This is a genomic window from Agrobacterium sp. 5Ca50 (genome assembly GCF_055381905.1).
Map to the genome: position 1 here is coordinate 290,336 of NZ_AP026438.1, position 18,581 is coordinate 308,916.

An 18,581-nucleotide genomic window follows, 5' to 3' on the forward strand; every position below is an offset into this window, starting at 1 on the left:
AAAGGATCGTACGATGTCGATTACTGCAGAGCGCAAAGCCGCCCTTATCAAGGAATACGCAACCGTTGAAGGCGACACAGGTTCGCCTGAAGTTCAGGTCGCAATTCTGACGGAGCGGATCAACAATCTGACGGAACACTTCAAGGGTCACAAGAAGGACAACCACTCACGTCGTGGCCTTCTGACCATGGTTTCGAGCCGCCGTTCGCTTCTTGATTATCTCAAGAAGAAAGACGAAGCCCGTTACACAAAGCTGATCACAGCTCTTGGTGTACGCCGCTAAAAAAAATCCGGCGGGTCATCGGTTCGATGCCCGCCGGTTTTTCTATCCGGCAGTCTGCCGGACTATGCCCCGAATACCACACAGGTATCGCCGGGGAACAGGAAGATGGGCCGGATGGGCCGGTACCGTCTGAAACAACCGATGACCTGTCATGGGGCAGGATTGCCGGATGCTTTTGCAACGCTGATGACGTTGCAATGAACAAAGCCTCCAGTTGTCTTGCCCGTGATGTGTCGTAGCTGCGAAGACGAAACAATTTCGCAGCGACAGTTAAGGACAAAATATGTTCAAGCAACATTCCGTGGAAATCGAATGGGCAGGCCGCCCGCTCAAGCTTGAGACAGGCAAAGTTGCCCGTCAGGCTGACGGCGCCGTCATCGCAACCTACGGCGAGACCATGGTTCTCGCGACAGTCGTTTCTGCCAAGGCTCCAAAGCCAGGCCAGGACTTCTTCCCGCTGACCGTAAACTACCAGGAAAAGACCTATGCTGCCGGTAAAATCCCAGGCGGCTATTTCAAGCGCGAAGGTCGTCCAAGCGAAAACGAAACACTGGTTTCGCGCCTGATCGACCGTCCAATCCGTCCGCTTTTCCCTGAAGGCTACAAGAACGACACGCAGGTTGTCGTGACCGTTATCCAGCACGATCTGGAAAACAACCCTGATATCCTGTCGATGGTCGCAACTTCTGCTGCGCTGACACTTTCTGGCGTTCCTTTCATGGGCCCGGTCGGTGGCGCGCGCGTTGGTTACATCAACGGCGAATACGTACTGAACCCACACCTTGACGAGATGGACGAGTCTGTTCTCGATCTGGTTGTCGCCGGTACGCAGGATGCAGTTCTGATGGTTGAGTCCGAAGCAAAGGAACTCAACGAAGAAATCATGCTCGGCGCCGTCATGTTCGGCCACAAGGGCTTCCAGCCAGTTATCGACGCAATCATCAAGCTGGCCGAAGTTGCTGCCAAGGAACCACGCGAATTCGAACCGGAAGATTTCTCCGCGCTCGAAGCAGAAATGCTCGGCCTTGCCGAAGCAGAACTGCGCACCGCGTACAAGATCACTGAAAAGGCTGCACGTTACGCTGCTGTCGACGCAGTAAAGGCAAAGGTGAAGGCTCACTTCCTGCCGGAAGAAGGCGAAGCAAAGTACACAGCCGAAGAAATTGGCGCAGTGTTCAAGCACCTGCAGGCCAAGATCGTTCGTTGGAACGTTCTGGACACCAAGAGCCGTATCGACGGCCGCGACCTGTCCACCGTTCGTCCGATCATTTCGGAAGTTGGCCTTCTGCCACGTACGCATGGTTCGGCGCTGTTCACACGCGGCGAAACGCAGGCGATTGTTGTTGCCACACTAGGCACCGGCGAAGACGAGCAGTATGTTGACAGCCTGACCGGCATGTACAAGGAACGCTTCCTGCTGCATTACAACTTCCCGCCCTACTCGGTCGGTGAAACAGGTCGCATGGGTTCCCCAGGCCGTCGTGAAATCGGTCACGGCAAGCTGGCATGGCGCGCAATCCGCCCAATGCTGCCAACCGCTGAGCAGTTCCCGTACACACTGCGTGTGGTTTCTGAAATCACCGAGTCCAACGGTTCTTCCTCGATGGCAACCGTTTGCGGCACATCGCTCGCTCTGATGGACGCTGGCGTTCCTCTGGCCAAGCCAGTTGCCGGTATCGCCATGGGCCTTATCCTCGAAGGCGACCGTTTTGCGGTTCTCTCCGACATCCTCGGCGACGAAGATCACCTCGGCGACATGGACTTCAAGGTTGCTGGTACTGCGGACGGCATCACCTCGCTTCAGATGGACATCAAGATCGCCGGTATCACCGAAGAGATCATGAAGGTTGCTCTCGAGCAGGCTCAGGGCGGTCGCAAGCACATCCTCGGCGAGATGGCCAACGCCATCACAGAAAGCCGCGGCCAGCTTGGTGAATTTGCTCCACGCATCGAAGTGATGAACATTCCGGTCGACAAGATCCGTGAAGTTATCGGTTCGGGCGGCAAGGTCATCCGCGAAATCGTTGAGAAGACCGGCGCAAAGATCAACATCGAAGACGATGGTACCGTGAAGATCGCTTCTTCTTCCGGCAAGGAAATCGAAGCTGCTCGCAAGTGGATCCACTCGATCGTTGCAGAGCCGGAAGTCGGCGCAATCTACGAAGGCACAGTCGTCAAGACCGCTGACTTCGGTGCATTCGTTAACTTCTTCGGCGCACGTGATGGTCTGGTTCACATCTCGCAGCTCGCTTCCGAGCGCGTTGCCAAGACCTCCGACGTCGTCAAGGAAGGCGACAAGGTTTGGGTCAAGCTGATGGGCTTTGATGAGCGTGGCAAGGTTCGCCTGTCCATGAAGGTTGTCGATCAGGCAACTGGCAAGGAAGCCGAGAAGAAGGACGGCGAAGCAGCCGAATAAGGCCTTCGTTTCTTTCCGATATCGAGGCGCGGAAGATTTCCGCGCCTTTTTTCTATTTTCAAAAAGGTCGCAAATATGAGCCGTGACGCCGTCAAAACCCTGTTCCACCCGTTCGCCGCAGGCATGGTCGAAGCACCTGCGCAGGGTGAACGCGTACTGTTTCTTGGAGCCGAAGCCGGCGCACCAAGGCTCGAAGGATTTGAGGCCGAGATTGTTGCGGTTCAGAGCCTTCGTCCGCTTTACCGCGCCTTGCAGGCCGAACATGCCAATGTCACACCTGACCTGTCAGGCGAGGCGTTCGATGCGGCGCTTATCCTGTGCGGCAAGCACCGTGGTGAAAATGAAAACCGCGTTGCTGAAGCGCTTGAACGCGTCAAGGCAGGCGGCACAATCGTCATTGCCGGTTCAAAAGAAGATGGCATCGCCACCATGCGCAAGATGCTGTTGAAGCTGGGTGTGGAAGTCGAATCCACACCAAAATATCATGGTATTGCAGTGTGGTTTAAGCGCCCCGAAGAGGTGACTGCTTACGTTGCGAAACTGAAGCATGACGCCGTCACGGTTGATGGACGGTTCACGGCAATGCCGGGCATGTTCTCGCATGATCGTATCGATGATGGCTCCGAATTGCTGGCATCGCGCCTGCCAACCGATTTTGATGGCAATGCCGCAGATTTTGGCGCCGGCTGGGGTTATCTCTCGGTCATGCTCGCAGAGAAGTCTCCGCGCACCGCCCGCATCGATTTGTTTGAAGCAGACTGGAATGCATTGGAATTCGCCAAGACCAATCTCGAAGAAAACTGCCCGAAACTGACGACACGTTTCTTCTGGCAGGATCTTGCTGCTGAGCTACCAAAAGAGAAGTACGACTTGATCATCATGAATCCGCCCTTCCATGCAGGTGGACAGGCAGCTGAGCCTGCCTTGGGTCAGGCACTGATCAAGACAGCGGCAGGTGCTCTGCGTAATGGCGGCAAGCTGCTGATGGTTGCCAACCGTGGTCTTCCCTATGAAACCATTCTTGCCGGCGAATTCAAAACAAGCGGTGAAGTATGCCGTAACTCCCGCTTCAAGATCCTGAGCGCACAGAAGTAAGAGACAAAAAAGATGTTCCGCAAAACCGAAAGCAATGGTTTTGCGGGATTTTTTGATGTCAGGACTTTCTGACTTTTTGCGATGCCAGCACATTGCGGATCGCAAAGCTCGAATGAATACGTGAAACGCCGGGTAACTTTGACAGAATGTCCTTGTGGACACGCTCAAAGTCTCCGGCGCTTTCAATTTCCACCCGCACGAAATAATCGGCGCCACCGGTCATCAAAAAACACTCACGAATTTCAGAGTGTTTGCGCACTGCCACTTCGAAACGGTTGAGATAGTCTTCCGTCTGTCGATCAAGGGTTATCTGAACGATGACCGCAATACCTTCTTCGCCCGACGTATTGCCCGTCAGTACCGTGTAGCCACGGATTGCGCCGGACTGTTCCAGAATATTGATACGGCGCAGGCATGCCGAGGGTGACAAACCAACGGCCTCTGCAAGTTTGGTGTTGCTGATGCGCGCATTGGCGCGTAGCGCCCTGATGATATGCCGGTCTATCGCATCGAGTCCTGACATGTGGTTTCTTTCATTTCGTCGCAGATTGTTTCAATAAATAGCAATAATCTGAATAATCAACACATCATAGCCGGAAAATTCGACAATACGTGCATTACCATCCTTCATTAATAATGAGGGTGAACGATAATGAACATGCAAATCAGCCGCACACATGCGAGCGGTAATGCAAGCGGTTGGCTGACAATCGATCTGGGCGCTCTATTCGACAACTACCGGTTTTTGCAGGCGCAGGCACCAGCAAGTGCCGTGGCTGGCGTGGTGAAGGCAGATGCCTATGGGCTGGGCGCAGACCATGTCGCGACCACGCTATACGCCGCCGGATGTCGCGACTTTTTCGTTGCGCATATCGACGAGGCTATCAGCCTTCGCAAACTGATTGCGCAGGACGCACGGTTTTATGTGCTGAATGGATTGCAGCCCGGCAATGAAGCAAGCTGTGAAGCGTTCGATATCACGCCCGTTCTCAATTCTTTGGCGCAGGTCGCGCAATGGTCCGACTTCGCAATCAGCATCGGCAAGACGCTGCCAGCAATCTTGCAGGTCGACACCGGCATGTGCCGTCTTGGCCTGCCGCCGGAAGAACTTGAAATCCTGGCGAAGGACCAAAGCCGACTTTCGGGGCTGCGCATTGATTATATCATGAGCCATCTTGCTTGCGCTGATGAACCGGAAAACCTCGCCAATGCAGCGCAACTGGCTGTCATGTTGGAAGCGGCACTTGGCCTGCCGAATGCCAAAATCTGCTTTTCAAATTCCGGCGGTATCTTTCTCGGTCGCGGATATCACAACCACCTGATGCGGCCAGGTATTGCACTTTACGGCGGTGCACCGTCGGTGCTGCGACCAAATCCGATGAAGCCGGTTGTCGGGCTTCAGGTCGCTGTGGTGCAAACCCGCATCGTACCCGCAGGCTCACAGGTTGGTTATGGCGGTTCCTTCGTTGCAAAGGACCAGATGCGTCTGGCGACACTGGCGGCCGGTTATGCGGATGGGCTGCCACGGTCTTTGAGTAACATCGGAGCGGTGTGGTTTAATGGCCAGCGCTTGCCGATTGTCGGACGTGTGTCGATGGACAGTATCATTGTCGACATATCCGCTTTGCCTGAGGGAACCTTGCAGCACGGTTCACTCGTTGAAGTGATTGGGCCGCAGCAGAGTCTGGAAGACGTGGCCGATGATGCCGGTACCATTGCCTATGAAATTTTGACGAGCCTCGGCCGTCGTTATCAGAGAAAATACATCCAACCTAGGGACGCCGCAGCAGCACTGACTGACCGTGCCCCCAATGCGTGAGAATGGCATGAACATTACGATCCTTGGAGCCGGTGTTATCGGCGTGACATCTGCGTGGTACCTCGCCAAGGCAGGGCATAAGGTAACGGTTATTGACCGGCAGTCGGGCGCGGCACTGGAAACCAGCTTTGCCAATGCCGGCGAAATTTCTCCCGGCTATTCATCGCCTTGGGCAGCGCCAGGTATTCCGATGAAGGCGCTGAAATGGCTGTTCATGAAACATGCCCCGTTGATCGTGCGCCCGACGCTGGACGCGGCAACATGGAGCTGGATGCTGAAGATGCTGTCCAACTGCACGGCAGCCCGGTATGCGACCAACAAAGGTCGCATGGTGCGAATTGCCGAATACAGCCGCGATTGCTTGATGGCACTTCGTGATGAAACCGGTATTCAGTATGACCATCGCACGCAGGGCACATTGGAAGTGTTCCGCACCCAGAAGCAGTTTGATGGTATTGCCAAGGACGTCGCCGTCCTGAAGGCGGGCGGCGTACCGTTTGAAATACTCGACAGCAAGGGATGCGTGGCAATTGAGCCAGGCCTTGCGCCGTCGAGTGACAAGATCGTGGGTGGTCTGCGCCTGCCAGGCGACGAGACCGGTGATTGCTACATGTTCACCACGGAGTTGGCGAAGCTGGCCGAGCAGGCTGGCGTGACCTTCCTCTACGATACGGCGATCCATCGTCTGGTCACAGAAGGTTCGGTCGTCAAGGCAGTTGAAACCTCCAAGGGCCGGATTGAAGCTGATGTGTTTGTCGCGGCCCTTGGCAGCTACTCGCCGGCGCTGGTCAAGCCACTCGGCCTTGATCTGCCAGTTTATCCAGTGAAGGGCTACTCGATTACCGTGCCGATCATCGATGAAGCACGGGCACCTGTTTCGACCGTCATGGATGAAACCTACAAGGTTGCCATTACCCGCTTGGGCTCGCGCATCCGTGTGGGCGGCATGGCGGAAATCGCCCGTTTCAGCAACGATCTGCCCCAGGCACGCAAGGAAACTCTGACCCATTCCGTGGAAGATCTGTTTGGCGGGGCAGGAGATCAGTCGCAGGCCCTGTTCTGGTCGGGCCTACGCCCGATGACACCAGATGGTACGCCGGTTATCGGTAAGACCCGTTATGGAAACCTGTATCTCAACACCGGTCATGGCACTCTCGGCTGGACCATGTCTTGTGGTTCCGCCCGCGTTCTTCCTGATTTGATCAGCGGTCAAAAACCAGACATTGAGACGGCCGATCTTTCGATTTCCCGCTACGGCCGTTGAGGCCTCGGTATAGAGTCGAGTGAATAAGGGATTATGTAGACGGGGCTTTCAGGATGATATCCGAAGGCCCCGTTTGTCTATGCAGAAAGCACATAAAACAAAAAGGCCGGGCAAGCCCGACCTTTCACAACCGCTTTGCTTCATGCCAGTACATCCGTGGTCATGGCGAAGCGATTTTGTATTTCTGGACCACAACCTGAGGTTTTCGTCTCGTTGCTCACATCCTCGCGCCAATTGGTTAACATCAAGTTAACGTCAAGGCAGCGAATGCAGTAATCTTGTGCCGTGAGCGACGTGTGAAATACATGTGAACCCTATATGCCGTCGCATAAGGGCTTTTTCAAGGCCTGCTAAAATAAAACAGCTTTTGCAACCTCAAATATAACGCCAATAAAAAAGGCCGGTAAAACCGGCCTTTAATCGTGTGCAAAAAACTGAAAGCTTATTAAGCCTGCAGGTTGTCTGCAGACATCTTGCCCGAACGACGGTCCTGAACCAGTTCGTAGGTGATCTTCTGGCCATCCTTGAGGCCGTTCATGCCAGCGCGCTCAACAGCAGAAACGTGTACGAATACGTCCTGTGTGCCGTCGTCAGGCTGAATGAATCCGTAACCCTTGGTCGAGTTGAACCATTTAACTGTACCAGTTGCCATAACGATTTCCTTCCGTTGGCAAATTGAATTAGCCTCGAAAAATAGTCCTTTCGAGAGCAGTTGGTCGAATTTGCAGAAAAAAGATCGTCGTTTGCGTCTATGCGGCGCCGAAGTCTGGTCGTCAAACAAATATCGATGGCGCCGACATAATTGGCTTTGCAGTTGCTTGTCAAGAGACAGGAAAGTTTGTCAAAGGCTTGAAAAGCAAAAACCCGGTGCGGGAGGAGGTGCACCGGGTTCTTGAAACTGACTGACAATTGGGAGGAGGAGTATTGTCAGTCCAAATCGGCGGGCGCTGGGAGGAGGAGTGCGCCGCGTCGATGATTTAAATGTACCGGAAACCCGCACAAAATACAGCCACATGATTGCAGCGCAGCTTTGCAGTTAGTGCATGGCTTGGGGCTGTTCTATTGCCATTACTCAATCGGCCGCCTATCATTTAAGCATGAGCATTGAATCGGTCCGTACATATTTCGCCTCCAGATCCCCTGACATCACCGTCATCGAGACGGAGAAAAGCTCCGCAACGGTGGCACTCGCCGCTGAGGCGCATGGTGTGGAGCCAGATCAGATTGCTAAAACTATCTGCCTGCGTGCCGGTGAGACTGTTCTTTTGGTTGTAACAGCCGGAACCAGGCGGCTTGATAACAAGAAGTTCCGGGAGCAGTTTCAAGCTAAACCCCGCATGTTGGATGGGGAAGAGGTCGTGGCTGTTACCAGTCATCCGATCGGTGGTGTGTGCCCGTTCGGCCTTGCCACGGATGTTCCGGTTTATTGCGATGTGTCATTGAAGAACTATCAGGAAGTTGTGCCTGCGGCTGGCGCTACCAATGCTGCTGTCCGCATCTCGCCGGATCTGATGGCATCGCTCACCAACGCACAATGGGTTGATGTCTGCCAATAACATAAAGTTGGTAGGCCCGTGAGTTTAACCGCACCTTAAATCGCCGTATTTTATTCTCATTCGAATGAAATGCAGATCGAGCGTCGAAACACGCCCGTTTGCAAGGGCTTATCGTATCAGGAGTGGTTTCGGCCATATGGCAGGCAAAAGCAAATCAGGTCGCAGAATAGAACCTTCATTCGAGGATGATGAGCTCGAAGATGAAGAGATGCGCCTTGATGCTGGCGACCGCATTGCCGGAAATTCCGCCGTTCGCCGCAAAACCGCCGCTACTGCGGCCGCACCCAAGAAATCCAGAAAGAGCAAAGCAGCACCTGTAAAAGTCGCGAAATCAGGAGGGTTGGTCCGCTTGGTCAGGCGCTTGTTTTATTGGTGTGTGGTGCTGGGCATCTGGGGCGGCATCGCCGTCACGGGTTTGGTTCTTTATTATGGTGCACGCATGCCTGCTGCCAGCACCTGGTCTATTCCTGAGAGACCACCGAACGTCAGGATCGTTTCCGTTGATGGCGAAGTCATTGCCAACCGCGGGACTACCGGCGGTGAAGCTGTCGCGCTTGAGGACATGTCTCCTTACATACCGCAGGCGGTCATGGCCATTGAAGACCGGCGGTTCTATTCGCACTTTGGTGTTGACCCGCTCGGTTTGGCGCGTGCCGTGGTCACCAACGTGACCTCAGGGCGTATGGTACAAGGTGGCTCCACACTAACCCAGCAGCTTGCCAAGAACTTGTTCCTCTCCCAAGAGCGCACGCTTGAGCGCAAGGTACAGGAAGTGCTGCTGTCGTTTTGGCTGGAGCAAAAATACAGCAAGGACCAGATTCTTGCGATGTATCTGAACCGCGTTTATTTCGGCTCGAATGCCTATGGTGTGGAGGCCGCATCCCGCCGTTACTTCAACAAGTCTGCACGGGATGTAAACCTTGGAGAAGCCGCTCTCTTGGCTGGCCTCCTGAAGGCGCCGTCCCGTCTGTCGCCTGCGCGAGATCCACAAGCCGCCGAAGAACGGGCACAGATCGTTCTCTCTGCCATGCGCGAGGAAGGTTACATCACCGATAGCGAAAGCGCGACGGCGATGTCGCAGCCGCCAACCAAGGCCAAACATTTCTGGTCGGGTGCCCAGCACTACGCTGCCGACATGGTGATCGATGAGGTACGCTCGCTGGTCGGTGAGGTGAAGCAGGATCTGGTTGTCGATACCACCCTTGATCTCGGCCTTGAAGAAAAGGCTGATGAGGCCATTACCAAGGCATTGGCTTCCGAAGGAAAGAAGCTCGGCGTTTCGCAGGCCGCTCTCGCGGCGATCGATGGCACCGGCGCCATTCGTGCAGTGGTCGGTGGCGCAAGCTACGCTGACAGCCAGTTTAACCGCGCAACCAGAGCCAAGCGTCAACCGGGTTCGGCCTTCAAGCCATTCGTTTATGTGGCAGCTCTGGAAGCCGGTCTGCGTCCCAACTCCATCCGTAATGACGGTCCGGTTCGCATCGGCAATTGGACGCCTGAGAACTATGACCAGAAATATAGGGGCGAAGTGACGCTGTCATCCGCTCTGGCACAATCACTCAATACCATCGCTGCGCAATTGGTGATGGAGGTCGGTCCTGAGCATGTGACCAAGGTGGCGCATCGTCTGGGCATCGAATCTCAGTTGCAAGCCAATGCCTCGATTGCGCTCGGTACTTCGGAAGTCTCTCTGACAGAACTGACGGCCGCCTATGCGCCTTTCATGAATGGCGGTTACAAGGCCACGCCTCACATCGTCAAACGCATTTCTGACATGGACGGCAACATCCTCTATGAAAACAAATATGATAATCCACCTCGTGTGCTAAGCGAAGCGATCGTCGCTGCCATGAATAGCATGCTGACGCGTGTTGTCGATGAAGGCACGGGTAAGGCCGCCAGGCTGAAGGGTTGGCAGGTTGCTGGTAAGTCCGGCACAACCCAGTCATTCCGCGATGCGCTGTTCGTTGGTTACACAAGCAACCTGACGACCGGCATCTGGCTCGGCAATGATGACGGTACGCCCATGAAGAAGGTGACCGGCGGTGGCCTGCCTGCAAAAGTATGGCATGACTTCATGATCGCCGCGCATTCGGGCCTGACCCCATCACCATTGTTTGGTCAGGGTTATGTGACCGATGAACCGGTTTTTCCACCCGATCGTCCCAACGAGAACCAGCCGGGGTCTATAACTGACATTATCTCTGGCGCCTTCGGTGACCGTCCGTCATCGCAAGGCATGCCGCCTGAGCAGGTTGGTTCGGCCAATGGTCAGCCGATGGATATTCCGCAGCGCTCTTATCCGGGCGAGCCATCCTATTCAAATGGGCCGGTGCCGCCCGCCGATGTTGGAGCAAGTGATCAACGCGGTCCTCAGCCGGCAAGACAGACGACGCTTCTCGATTTTCTGATGGGAAATTGACGAGCAGGAGGCTGCAGGTGAGTCTTGTCTCTTAATGCGACATCCTGGTGCCGGGCGATTGCCAGCGATGTTACCGACGCCTTGGGCAGAATTCGTTCATTCGGCCTTCAAAATTTGGAATTCGTGTTTTGGTTGATTTTTCCAATCGTTTTTCTAAAGTTCTGATTTTTATCAATAATATCTAATTTCTAACGCCCGTTTGGCTCGTTTCAATTAACCCTAAGGCTTGTTTTTTCATTGGCTGCCCCATTTCTGATGACTTTCCAGGGTAAATGAATTATTACTTATGATTATTAGAATGCTTAGTTGCTGTACTAAATTTTTTTAATTGAGGATTAAGATGTTTAGACTTGGCGAGGCTCGCGCAGGTGGGTTCGAAGAGATTCAGCAGTCTGGTAGTATTGTTCTAGAACCACAAAATATTTTATTTGAGAATGATCAGGTTGAACAAACACCTATGCTGAAATTGCAGTTTGCAGTTAAGCGCCTTATTGATGTTTTCGGTGCTTTTTCTGCTCTCTTAATGTTGTCTCCACTCTTTGGTGTCGTCGCTCTTCTTGTGAAACTTGATAGCAAGGGGCCGGTATTCTTTTCCCAGATTCGCTGGGGAATGAATGGAGAGAAAATCCGCGTTTATAAATTCCGCTCAATGAGAACAGATCTGTGCGACGCAACGGGTGTCGCGCAGACCGTAAAAAATGATCCTCGTGTTACAAAGATGGGCGCTATTTTGCGCAAGACCAACATTGATGAACTGCCACAGCTGATCAATGTCCTAAAGGGTGACATGTCGCTGGTCGGACCACGTTGCCATGCCATTGGCATGTTTGCAGGCGGCCGTCTTTATGAGGATCTCGTACCAAACTACCACAAGCGTCACACTGTGCGTCCAGGCATTACCGGCCTTGCGCAGATGCGTGGCCTTCGTGGCCCGACGGACCGTGCGGACAAGGCAAGAGCCCGTATCGCATCGGATATCTACTACGTCGACAATTTCTCGGTGTGGCTGGATATCAAAATTATTTTCGGAACTTTGTGGTCCGAACTCAAGGGTGGCAAAGGCTTCTGATTTTTTGGCCTTTGTCTGATATTTTTTAAAACGCCTTTATTTTAGAAAGCCCCGCTCCGGTGATCCGAAGCGGGGCTTTTGTTTATTTCGCGGCCAGCGCATCCATGATCCGGATCCAGGAGCGGATACCCTTATGGAAGGACTGCAGGTCGTACTTCTCGTTCGGGGAGTGGATACGGTCATCGGTCAGGCCATAACCGACCAGAAGCGAATCCATGCCGAGCATCTTCTGGAAGTCACCAACGATCGGGATCGAGCCGCCCATGCCGATGACAACGGCAGGCTTTGGCCATTCGTCGGAGAGCGCATTTTTTGTCTTCGTCAATGCCGGAGAATCATAAGACAGCTGGATAGCCGGTGAGCCACCATGTTCGTGGAACTCGACCGAGCAATCCGCTGGAATTTTGGCGCGAACATAGGCGCGGAATGCTTCACGCACTTGGGCCGGATCCTGCTTGCCAACCAGACGGAAGGAGACTTTTGCCGATGCCTGCGCGGCGATAACGGTCTTGAAGCCATCGCCGTTGTAACCGCCGATAATTCCGTTCACTTCGGCGGTTGGTCTGGCCCATGTCAGCTCAAGAACCGAGCGGCCTTTTTCACCTGAAGGTACGGACAGGCCAACTTCACCAAGGAAGGCCTCTGCGGTGCGGCCGAGCGTTTCCCAGGAAGCTTTGATATTGGCTGGCGTTTCTTCAACACCGTCATAGAAACCGTCAAGCGTCACGCGACCTGTCGTGTCGTGCAGACCGGCCAGGATATTGGCCAGAATGTGGATCGGGTTGGCGGCGGCACCACCGAAGAGGCCGGAATGCAGATCGCGGTCCGCAGCGGTGATGACGACTTCTTCGCCAACCAGACCACGCAATGCGCCCGCAATCGCCGGTGTTTCCCGGTCCCACATGCTGGTATCACAGACGAGTGCGAACTCTGCCTTCAACTCGCTGGCATTGGCTTCGAGGAATGGCTTGAGGGACGGGGAGCCTGACTCTTCTTCACCTTCAAACAAGATGGTCACACGGATCGGCAGCGAGCCGTGAATTTCCTTGTAGGCGCGGCATGCCTCAACGAAGGTCATCAACTGACCCTTGTCGTCAGATGTGCCACGGCCGGTGATGACCTTGCGGTCGTTGCCAAGATCCTTGATTGCAGGCTCGAACGGGTCGTTTTCCCACAGGTTTAGCGGGTCGACCGGCTGTACGTCATAATGGCCATAAAACAGAACGTGTGGAGCATCCGCTGTCGCCGCCGCATGGTGCGCAACGACCATCGGGTGGCCTGCGGTATCACGAACCGACGCGTCGAAACCAATCGACGACAGCGAGGCTGTCAGCCATTCGGCGGCCTTGCGGCATTCAACCTTGAAAGCCGGGTCGGTAGAGATGGACTTTATTCTGACAAGTTCAAACAACCTGTCGAGGCTCGACGTCAGATTTTCATCGGCCTTGGCCAAAACGTTGGAAATATCAGTCATTGGGTATCCTGCCATTGGACAGCATTCTGAAACCCGCGCGGTTTGATGGGAATGCTGCCTTTTAATTCTAAGCCGGGCTTACGCATTTAATCGAAATGCGCAGTCAGTTGCCGATAACAACGTTATCGCATCGACCTACATCGCGGAAGTGTTTTTGAGCGCGCGCTGTACATACTCAATCAGCAACTCGCGCTCGAAGCGGCGGAAGCCGGAAAATGCCAATTCATCCGCCTCTTTGGCAGCGGTAATAGCCTGTTCCTCGAGCGAGCGACCCTGCGCGGTAAGTTCGATGATCTGGGCGCGTTTGTCCTTGGGGTGCTGCTTGCGGGTGATCAGGCTGTCGCGCTGCATGCGGGCCAATGTATTGGCAAGCGTTGCCTGCTCGATATCCAGCCGATCAAGCAATTGCCGTTGTGTGATGCCATCTTCATTCCAGAGCTCGAGCAAGATCGGAAATTGGCCTGGAGAAAAGCCAAGTGCCGAGGCTTTTTTATGCAAGGCACGTGAAAAGGCCTTGGCCAGCTGGGCAGTCAGATAGGCAGCAGAATCGGTTCTTGAAAAGCGCATGCGATTTGAGGTCCTGAAAACAAGTCTCGCACTGGTCGATGGCATCGACAGGGCGGCATACGCATAATGGTCCATTCTTTCCCCAAACATGCGGCGGCATTTTTAAGCGTCAAAGCTGAGGTACTTTTGCGGGGTAATGGCAATAAAAAAACCGCCACGGCCGGGAGGGGGTCGGCCATGGCGGCTTATCGAGGGACAAAGGCCCGGAGAGGGGGGAAGGCCTTTGTCCGGTCTGACGCGGCGGGGGACGAGCCAGCTATCAGACTACGGCGTGATCAGGCGCCGTTGAGTAATAATTGTGGTTGCAAATGAGGCTTTTCAAGGGAAGAAACTATTACAAATCGGTAACGTTAAGGTGAGCGGTGAGCACGGATTTTGAGTGAATCTTTCTGGGCATGAAACCGGGCCAAATCTAACTTTCTGTGGACGCAAGATGAGGCGCAAGGTAACGATGGCACCATGAAAAAAGGCGATCATCTCTTCCTCGTTGACGGTTCCGGCTTTATTTTCCGGGCGTTTCACGCAATTCCAGCATTGAACCGCAAGTCTGACGGCTTGCCGGTGAATGCAGTTTCCGGCTTCTGTAACATGCTCTGGAAATTGCTCAGGGATGCACGCAACACCGATGTTGGCGTTACGCCCACGCATTTTGCCGTCATTTTTGACTATTCCTCAAAGACATTTCGCAACGAGCTTTATGACCTTTACAAGGCAAACCGCTCTGCACCGCCAGAGGACCTGATCCCGCAGTTCGGATTGATCCGTCATGCGACCCGTGCGTTCAACCTGCCGTGCATCGAAAAGGAAGGATTTGAGGCCGACGATCTGATCGCCACCTACGCCCGGCAGGCCGAGGCGGTGGGCGCCGACACCACCATCATTTCGTCTGACAAGGACCTGATGCAGCTCATCACGGCCAACGTGCACATGTACGATGCCATGAAGGACAAGCAGATCGGCATCCCGGAAGTCATCGAAAAATGGGGTGTACCGCCGGAAAAGATGATCGACCTGCAGGCAATGACGGGAGATTCGACCGACAATATTCCGGGCATTCCAGGCATCGGTCCGAAAACGGCGGCCCAGCTTTTGGAAGAGTATGGTGATCTCGATACGTTGCTTGAGCGTGCGGGCGAAATAAAGCAGCAAAAGCGGCGTGAAAACATCATTGCCAATACCGAGCTTGCTCGGCTTTCCCGCCAGCTTGTGTCGTTGCGCACAGACGTACCGCTTGAAATGCAGCTCGACCAGCTGGTGCTGGAGCCGCAGGACGGACCCAAGCTGGTTGCCTTCCTGAAGGCCATGGAGTTCACGACGCTGACCCGCCGTGTGGCAGAGGCCACAGGTGCGGAAGCCGGCGAGATTGAGGCTGCAGTCGTACCCGTCGAATGGGGCGCAGATGCCCATGGTCCTGATGTCGGTGCTGGCACAACAGCTGCACCACAGCCATCGCAGGCAGCGGCGTCGGCAGACGCTGTAGAGGTCGTCCACAAGGACGGTTTTGCGCCGTCTGATCTGGCAGCATCGCGTGCTGCGCTGTTTGCATCATCGCCCATCGACACGACCGGCTATACGACGATCCGTGACGTGCAGAGTTTGGATAGATGGATAGCGGATGCGTACGAGACAGGCGTTGTTGCTTTCGATACCGAGACAACGTCTCTTGACCCGATGCAGGCCGAGCTTGTCGGTTTTTCGCTGGCACTCGCTGATAACAACAAGGATGGTTCCGGAACAACCATTCGCGCCGCCTATTTGCCTTTGACCCACAAGACTGGGTCTGGTGGTGACCTATTCAGCGATGGCATCAAGTTGAGCGAAGGCCAGATACCTTTCCGTGATGCTCTTGAGCGGCTGAAGCGCCTGCTTGAAGACCCTTCCGTCCTGAAGGTCGCACAGAACCTCAAATACGATTACCTGCTGATGAAGCGCCACGGCGTGGTGATTGACGGTTATGACGACACGATGCTGATGTCATACGTGCTGGAGGCGGGCAAAGGCACGCACGGCATGGATGCTCTGTCTGAGCGTTGGCTTGGTCACAAGCCGATTGCCTATAAGGACGTTGCGGGCTCTGGCAAAGCCAGCGTCACCTTCGATTTCGTCGACATTGAGAAAGCCACCGCCTATGCCGGTGAAGACGCGGATGTCACACTCCGCCTCTGGCTCGTGCTGAAACCGCGTCTGGCTGCTGAAGGCCTGACGTCAGTCTATGAAAGGCTGGAGCGGCCGCTGGTGGCTGTGCTGTGCCGCATGGAAGAGCGCGGCATCACCATTGACCGTCAAATCCTGTCGCGTCTCTCTGGGGAGCTGGCGCAAAAGGCCGCTGCCGCAGAAGAAGAGATCTATACGTTGGCAGGTGAACGGTTCAACGTCGGTTCGCCCAAGCAGCTTGGTGACATCCTGTTTGGCAAGATGGGGCTGCCCGGGGGTTCCAAAACCAAGACCGGACAATGGTCCACCTCTGCACAGGTGCTGGAAGATTTGGCTGCCGAGGGTGCGGAGCTGCCCTCGAAGATTGTTGACTGGCGTCAGCTGACCAAGTTGAAGTCAACCTATACAGATGCACTGCCGGGTTACATTCATCCCGAGACAAAGCGTGTTCATACATCTTACGCAATGGCCTCGACAACGACAGGACGTTTGTCATCGTCCGAACCGAACCTGCAGAATATTCCGGTTCGTACAGCCGAAGGTCGCAAGATCAGAACGGCATTTATCACCACGCCCGGTCACAAGCTTCTGTCTGCCGACTATAGCCAGATTGAATTGCGTGTGCTGGCGCATGTGGCGGATATTCCGCAGCTGCGGCAGGCCTTTGAGAATGGCGTCGATATTCATGCCATGACCGCCTCTGAAATGTTTGGCGTGCCGGTTGAGGGCATGCCTTCAGAAGTGCGCCGCCGCGCCAAGGCCATCAACTTCGGCATCATCTACGGCATTTCCGCTTTCGGTCTTGCCAATCAGCTGAGCATTGGCCGCTCGGAAGCCGGCGAATACATCAAAAAGTATTTTGAGCGTTTCCCCGGCATCAAGGACTATATGGAAGCGACCAAGGCCTTTGCACGAGACAAGGGTTACGTAGAAACAATTTTTGGTCGCCGGGCCTATTATCCTGAAATCCGCTCGTCCAACCCGTCTGTCCGTGCCTTTAACGAACGGGCGGCTATAAATGCGCCTATTCAGGGTTCTGCTGCGGATGTCATTCGCCGCGCCATGGTGCGTGTCGAACCGGCACTGTTGGCGGAAAAGCTTTCGGCGCGGATGCTGTTGCAGGTGCACGACGAATTGATATTCGAGGTTGAAGACGCGGAAATCGACAAGGCGTTGGAGCTTGTCGTGTCTGTCATGGAAAACGCGGCAATGCCTGCCGTATCCATGGCCGTGCCGCTGAAGGTTGATGCGAGAGCCGCGACCAACTGGGATGAGGCGCACTAATCCCGGTTTTGGAGCATCCATCAAAAAACTTCATCAACCGGATCACCGTCAAAGGATCGTCAGTCGATCATGCATCTGTCATGGAAGAAGCTGAAAACGCGCCTAGCAGCAGGCGTATTTTAAAAGCGTTGTGACAGGAGTAGCGAATGGAAAAGCTGACGCTCTATATAGGCAACAAGAATTATTCCTCATGGTCCTTCCGGCCATGGCTTGCCATGGAAGCGGCGGGAATTCCTTTTGAGGAAGTTCTGATTCCCTTCGACTTTGCGGCAGGCAATCCGAAGTTCAAGGATATCTCGCCCACCAAACTGGTTCCTGTCCTGCACCACGGCGATCTGCGTGTATGGGAATCACTTTCGATCATCGAATATGTGGCTGATCTCTTCCCTGAAAAACAGCTGTGGCCGACAAATATAAAAGACCGGGCAGTCGCACGCTCTGTTTCCATGGAGATGCTGGGCGGTTTCCGCGCTTTACGACAGGCCTGCCCAATGCACATGCGCAGGAAAAAGAGTAAACTTGAGGTCTCCGACGCGGTTCGCAAGGATGTCGAGCGTATTGAAAACATCTGGCGTGAATTGCGAGCCCGCTCTGGCGGACCCTATCTTTTCGGGGCTTTTTCGGCTGCAGACGCCATGTTTGCACCGGTAGTCTGCCGTTTTGATGTCTATGATCTGGTTTCCAGTGAAGATATTGTGGAGTATATGCAGGTGATCAAGTCGCATCCTGCATGGCAAAAGTGGTACCAGGCGGCAATTGTCGAGCCGTGGACTGTTCCCGAGGGTGAGGCATAACCCTGCAAAACCTGAAAAAATATGCGTGGGGACTGGTCAAGACCCGGTAAGGCATGTATAAGCGCGCCAAATTTCCGATTTCGAAACATGCGGCATTCAGCCATAAGTGGCAACATGCTCCGTTTCGTCCGTTAAGTGGAGTAACACAAATGGCTGTACCTAAAAGAAAAACAAGCCCGTCCAAGCGCGGTATGCGCCGTTCGGCTGACGCTCTCAAGGCTTCGACATACGTTGAAGACAAGAACTCCGGCGAACTGCGTCGCCCACACCATATCGATCTGAAGACCGGTATGTACCGTGGCCGTCAGGTTCTGACGCCGAAGGAAAGCGCATAAGCGTTTTCTGACTGACGGATTAAAAAAAGCTGGCCTTGTGCCAGCTTTT

At 54.4% G+C, this 18,581-nt stretch carries 15 protein-coding genes; 11 read left to right on the top strand and 4 right to left on the bottom strand.

The annotated features are described in order from the left end of the window. Positions 1-13 precede the first annotated feature (13 nt). The 3 genes from rpsO to ACZ5FM_RS01430 all read left to right on the top strand — a co-directional run bounded on the left by rpsO (position 14) and on the right by ACZ5FM_RS01430 (position 3,794). Entirely contained in the window at positions 14-283 is a 270-nt protein-coding gene (rpsO, locus tag ACZ5FM_RS01420; protein ID WP_192486981.1) for a 30S ribosomal protein S15, read from the top strand. Positions 284-566: 283 nt separating this feature from the next. Continuing rightward, positions 567-2,699 (top strand): polyribonucleotide nucleotidyltransferase, encoded by a 2,133-nt coding sequence (pnp, locus tag ACZ5FM_RS01425; protein WP_464039496.1) that lies wholly within the window; start codon positions 567-569, stop codon positions 2,697-2,699. Between the two features lie 75 nt (positions 2,700-2,774). Then, positions 2,775-3,794: a class I SAM-dependent methyltransferase gene (locus tag ACZ5FM_RS01430; RefSeq protein ID WP_464039497.1), complete on the top strand. Its 1,020-nt coding sequence runs from the start codon at positions 2,775-2,777 to the stop codon at positions 3,792-3,794. Positions 3,795-3,852: 58 nt separating this feature from the next. On the opposite strand, the gene ACZ5FM_RS01435 is transcribed toward ACZ5FM_RS01430, so the two are convergent. Then, entirely contained in the window at positions 3,853-4,317 is a 465-nt protein-coding gene (locus ACZ5FM_RS01435) for an Lrp/AsnC family transcriptional regulator (RefSeq protein ID WP_192486984.1), read from the bottom strand. Positions 4,318-4,446: 129 nt separating this feature from the next. Here ACZ5FM_RS01435 and alr point away from each other — a divergent pair, with 129 nt between their 5' ends. Both alr and ACZ5FM_RS01445 read left to right on the top strand, forming a co-directional pair. Further along, complete coding sequence (gene alr, locus ACZ5FM_RS01440; protein ID WP_464039498.1) at positions 4,447-5,613, top strand: alanine racemase; 1,167 nt, start codon at positions 4,447-4,449, stop codon at positions 5,611-5,613. Positions 5,614-5,620: 7 nt separating this feature from the next. Next, positions 5,621-6,877, top strand: a complete 1,257-nt coding sequence (locus tag ACZ5FM_RS01445) for a D-amino acid dehydrogenase (RefSeq protein ID WP_464039499.1) — start codon at positions 5,621-5,623, stop codon at positions 6,875-6,877. A 445-nt stretch (positions 6,878-7,322) separates the two neighbouring features. On the opposite strand, the gene ACZ5FM_RS01450 is transcribed toward ACZ5FM_RS01445, so the two are convergent. After that, on the bottom strand, positions 7,323-7,529 hold the full coding sequence (locus ACZ5FM_RS01450; RefSeq protein ID WP_192486987.1) for a cold-shock protein: 207 nt from the start codon (positions 7,527-7,529) through the stop codon (positions 7,323-7,325). Between the two features lie 445 nt (positions 7,530-7,974). Between ACZ5FM_RS01450 and ACZ5FM_RS01455 the strand changes: the two genes are divergently transcribed. The 3 genes from ACZ5FM_RS01455 (at position 7,975) to ACZ5FM_RS01465 (ending at position 11,924) form a co-directional block, all read left to right on the top strand. After that, a complete protein-coding gene (locus ACZ5FM_RS01455; RefSeq protein WP_250983560.1) occupies positions 7,975-8,433 on the top strand; it encodes a YbaK/EbsC family protein in 459 nt (152 codons plus the stop codon). A 136-nt stretch (positions 8,434-8,569) separates the two neighbouring features. Then, complete coding sequence (locus tag ACZ5FM_RS01460) at positions 8,570-10,855, top strand: transglycosylase domain-containing protein (protein ID WP_464039500.1); 2,286 nt, start codon at positions 8,570-8,572, stop codon at positions 10,853-10,855. 340 nt (positions 10,856-11,195) lie between these two features. Further along, positions 11,196-11,924: a sugar transferase gene (locus ACZ5FM_RS01465; protein ID WP_250983562.1), complete on the top strand. Its 729-nt coding sequence runs from the start codon at positions 11,196-11,198 to the stop codon at positions 11,922-11,924. A gap of 82 nt (positions 11,925-12,006) precedes the next feature. Here ACZ5FM_RS01465 and ACZ5FM_RS01470 read toward each other — a convergent pair whose 3' ends face one another. Both ACZ5FM_RS01470 and ACZ5FM_RS01475 read right to left on the bottom strand, forming a co-directional pair. After that, on the bottom strand, positions 12,007-13,398 hold the full coding sequence (locus ACZ5FM_RS01470; RefSeq protein WP_464039501.1) for a M20/M25/M40 family metallo-hydrolase: 1,392 nt from the start codon (positions 13,396-13,398) through the stop codon (positions 12,007-12,009). A 135-nt stretch (positions 13,399-13,533) separates the two neighbouring features. After that, positions 13,534-13,965: a MarR family winged helix-turn-helix transcriptional regulator gene (locus ACZ5FM_RS01475; protein WP_250983564.1), complete on the bottom strand. Its 432-nt coding sequence runs from the start codon at positions 13,963-13,965 to the stop codon at positions 13,534-13,536. A 459-nt stretch (positions 13,966-14,424) separates the two neighbouring features. On the opposite strand from ACZ5FM_RS01475, the gene polA reads away from it, so the two are divergent. The 3 genes from polA to rpmF all read left to right on the top strand — a co-directional run bounded on the left by polA (position 14,425) and on the right by rpmF (position 18,532). Beyond that, positions 14,425-17,403, top strand: coding sequence for a DNA polymerase I (gene polA, locus ACZ5FM_RS01480; RefSeq protein ID WP_464039502.1), 2,979 nt, complete (start codon positions 14,425-14,427; stop codon positions 17,401-17,403). Between the two features lie 146 nt (positions 17,404-17,549). After that, a complete protein-coding gene (locus ACZ5FM_RS01485; RefSeq protein WP_464039503.1) occupies positions 17,550-18,197 on the top strand; it encodes a glutathione S-transferase family protein in 648 nt (215 codons plus the stop codon). Positions 18,198-18,346: 149 nt separating this feature from the next. Further along, a complete protein-coding gene (gene rpmF, locus ACZ5FM_RS01490; RefSeq protein ID WP_006724402.1) occupies positions 18,347-18,532 on the top strand; it encodes a 50S ribosomal protein L32 in 186 nt (61 codons plus the stop codon). Positions 18,533-18,581 lie beyond the last annotated feature (49 nt).

Excerpts from the sequence above, each read along its gene's own strand:
- rpmF (WP_006724402.1), top strand. The coding sequence starts at position 18,347 with ATGGCTGTACCTAAAAGAAAAACAAGCCCGTCCAAGCGCGGTATGCGC.
- ACZ5FM_RS01460 (WP_464039500.1), top strand. The coding sequence starts at position 8,570 with ATGGCAGGCAAAAGCAAATCAGGTCGCAGAATAGAACCTTCATTCGAG.
- rpsO (WP_192486981.1), top strand. The coding sequence starts at position 14 with ATGTCGATTACTGCAGAGCGCAAAGCCGCCCTTATCAAGGAATACGCA.
- alr (WP_464039498.1), top strand. The coding sequence starts at position 4,447 with ATGAACATGCAAATCAGCCGCACACATGCGAGCGGTAATGCAAGCGGT.
- polA (WP_464039502.1), top strand. The coding sequence starts at position 14,425 with ATGAAAAAAGGCGATCATCTCTTCCTCGTTGACGGTTCCGGCTTTATT.
- ACZ5FM_RS01465 (WP_250983562.1), top strand. The coding sequence starts at position 11,196 with ATGTTTAGACTTGGCGAGGCTCGCGCAGGTGGGTTCGAAGAGATTCAG.
- ACZ5FM_RS01430 (WP_464039497.1), top strand. The coding sequence starts at position 2,775 with ATGAGCCGTGACGCCGTCAAAACCCTGTTCCACCCGTTCGCCGCAGGC.
- ACZ5FM_RS01475 (WP_250983564.1), bottom strand. The coding sequence starts at position 13,965 with ATGCGCTTTTCAAGAACCGATTCTGCTGCCTATCTGACTGCCCAGCTG.
- ACZ5FM_RS01450 (WP_192486987.1), bottom strand. The coding sequence starts at position 7,529 with ATGGCAACTGGTACAGTTAAATGGTTCAACTCGACCAAGGGTTACGGA.
- ACZ5FM_RS01445 (WP_464039499.1), top strand. The coding sequence starts at position 5,621 with ATGAACATTACGATCCTTGGAGCCGGTGTTATCGGCGTGACATCTGCG.
- pnp (WP_464039496.1), top strand. The coding sequence starts at position 567 with ATGTTCAAGCAACATTCCGTGGAAATCGAATGGGCAGGCCGCCCGCTC.
- ACZ5FM_RS01470 (WP_464039501.1), bottom strand. The coding sequence starts at position 13,398 with ATGACTGATATTTCCAACGTTTTGGCCAAGGCCGATGAAAATCTGACG.
- ACZ5FM_RS01455 (WP_250983560.1), top strand. The coding sequence starts at position 7,975 with ATGAGCATTGAATCGGTCCGTACATATTTCGCCTCCAGATCCCCTGAC.
- ACZ5FM_RS01435 (WP_192486984.1), bottom strand. The coding sequence starts at position 4,317 with ATGTCAGGACTCGATGCGATAGACCGGCATATCATCAGGGCGCTACGC.
- ACZ5FM_RS01485 (WP_464039503.1), top strand. The coding sequence starts at position 17,550 with ATGGAAAAGCTGACGCTCTATATAGGCAACAAGAATTATTCCTCATGG.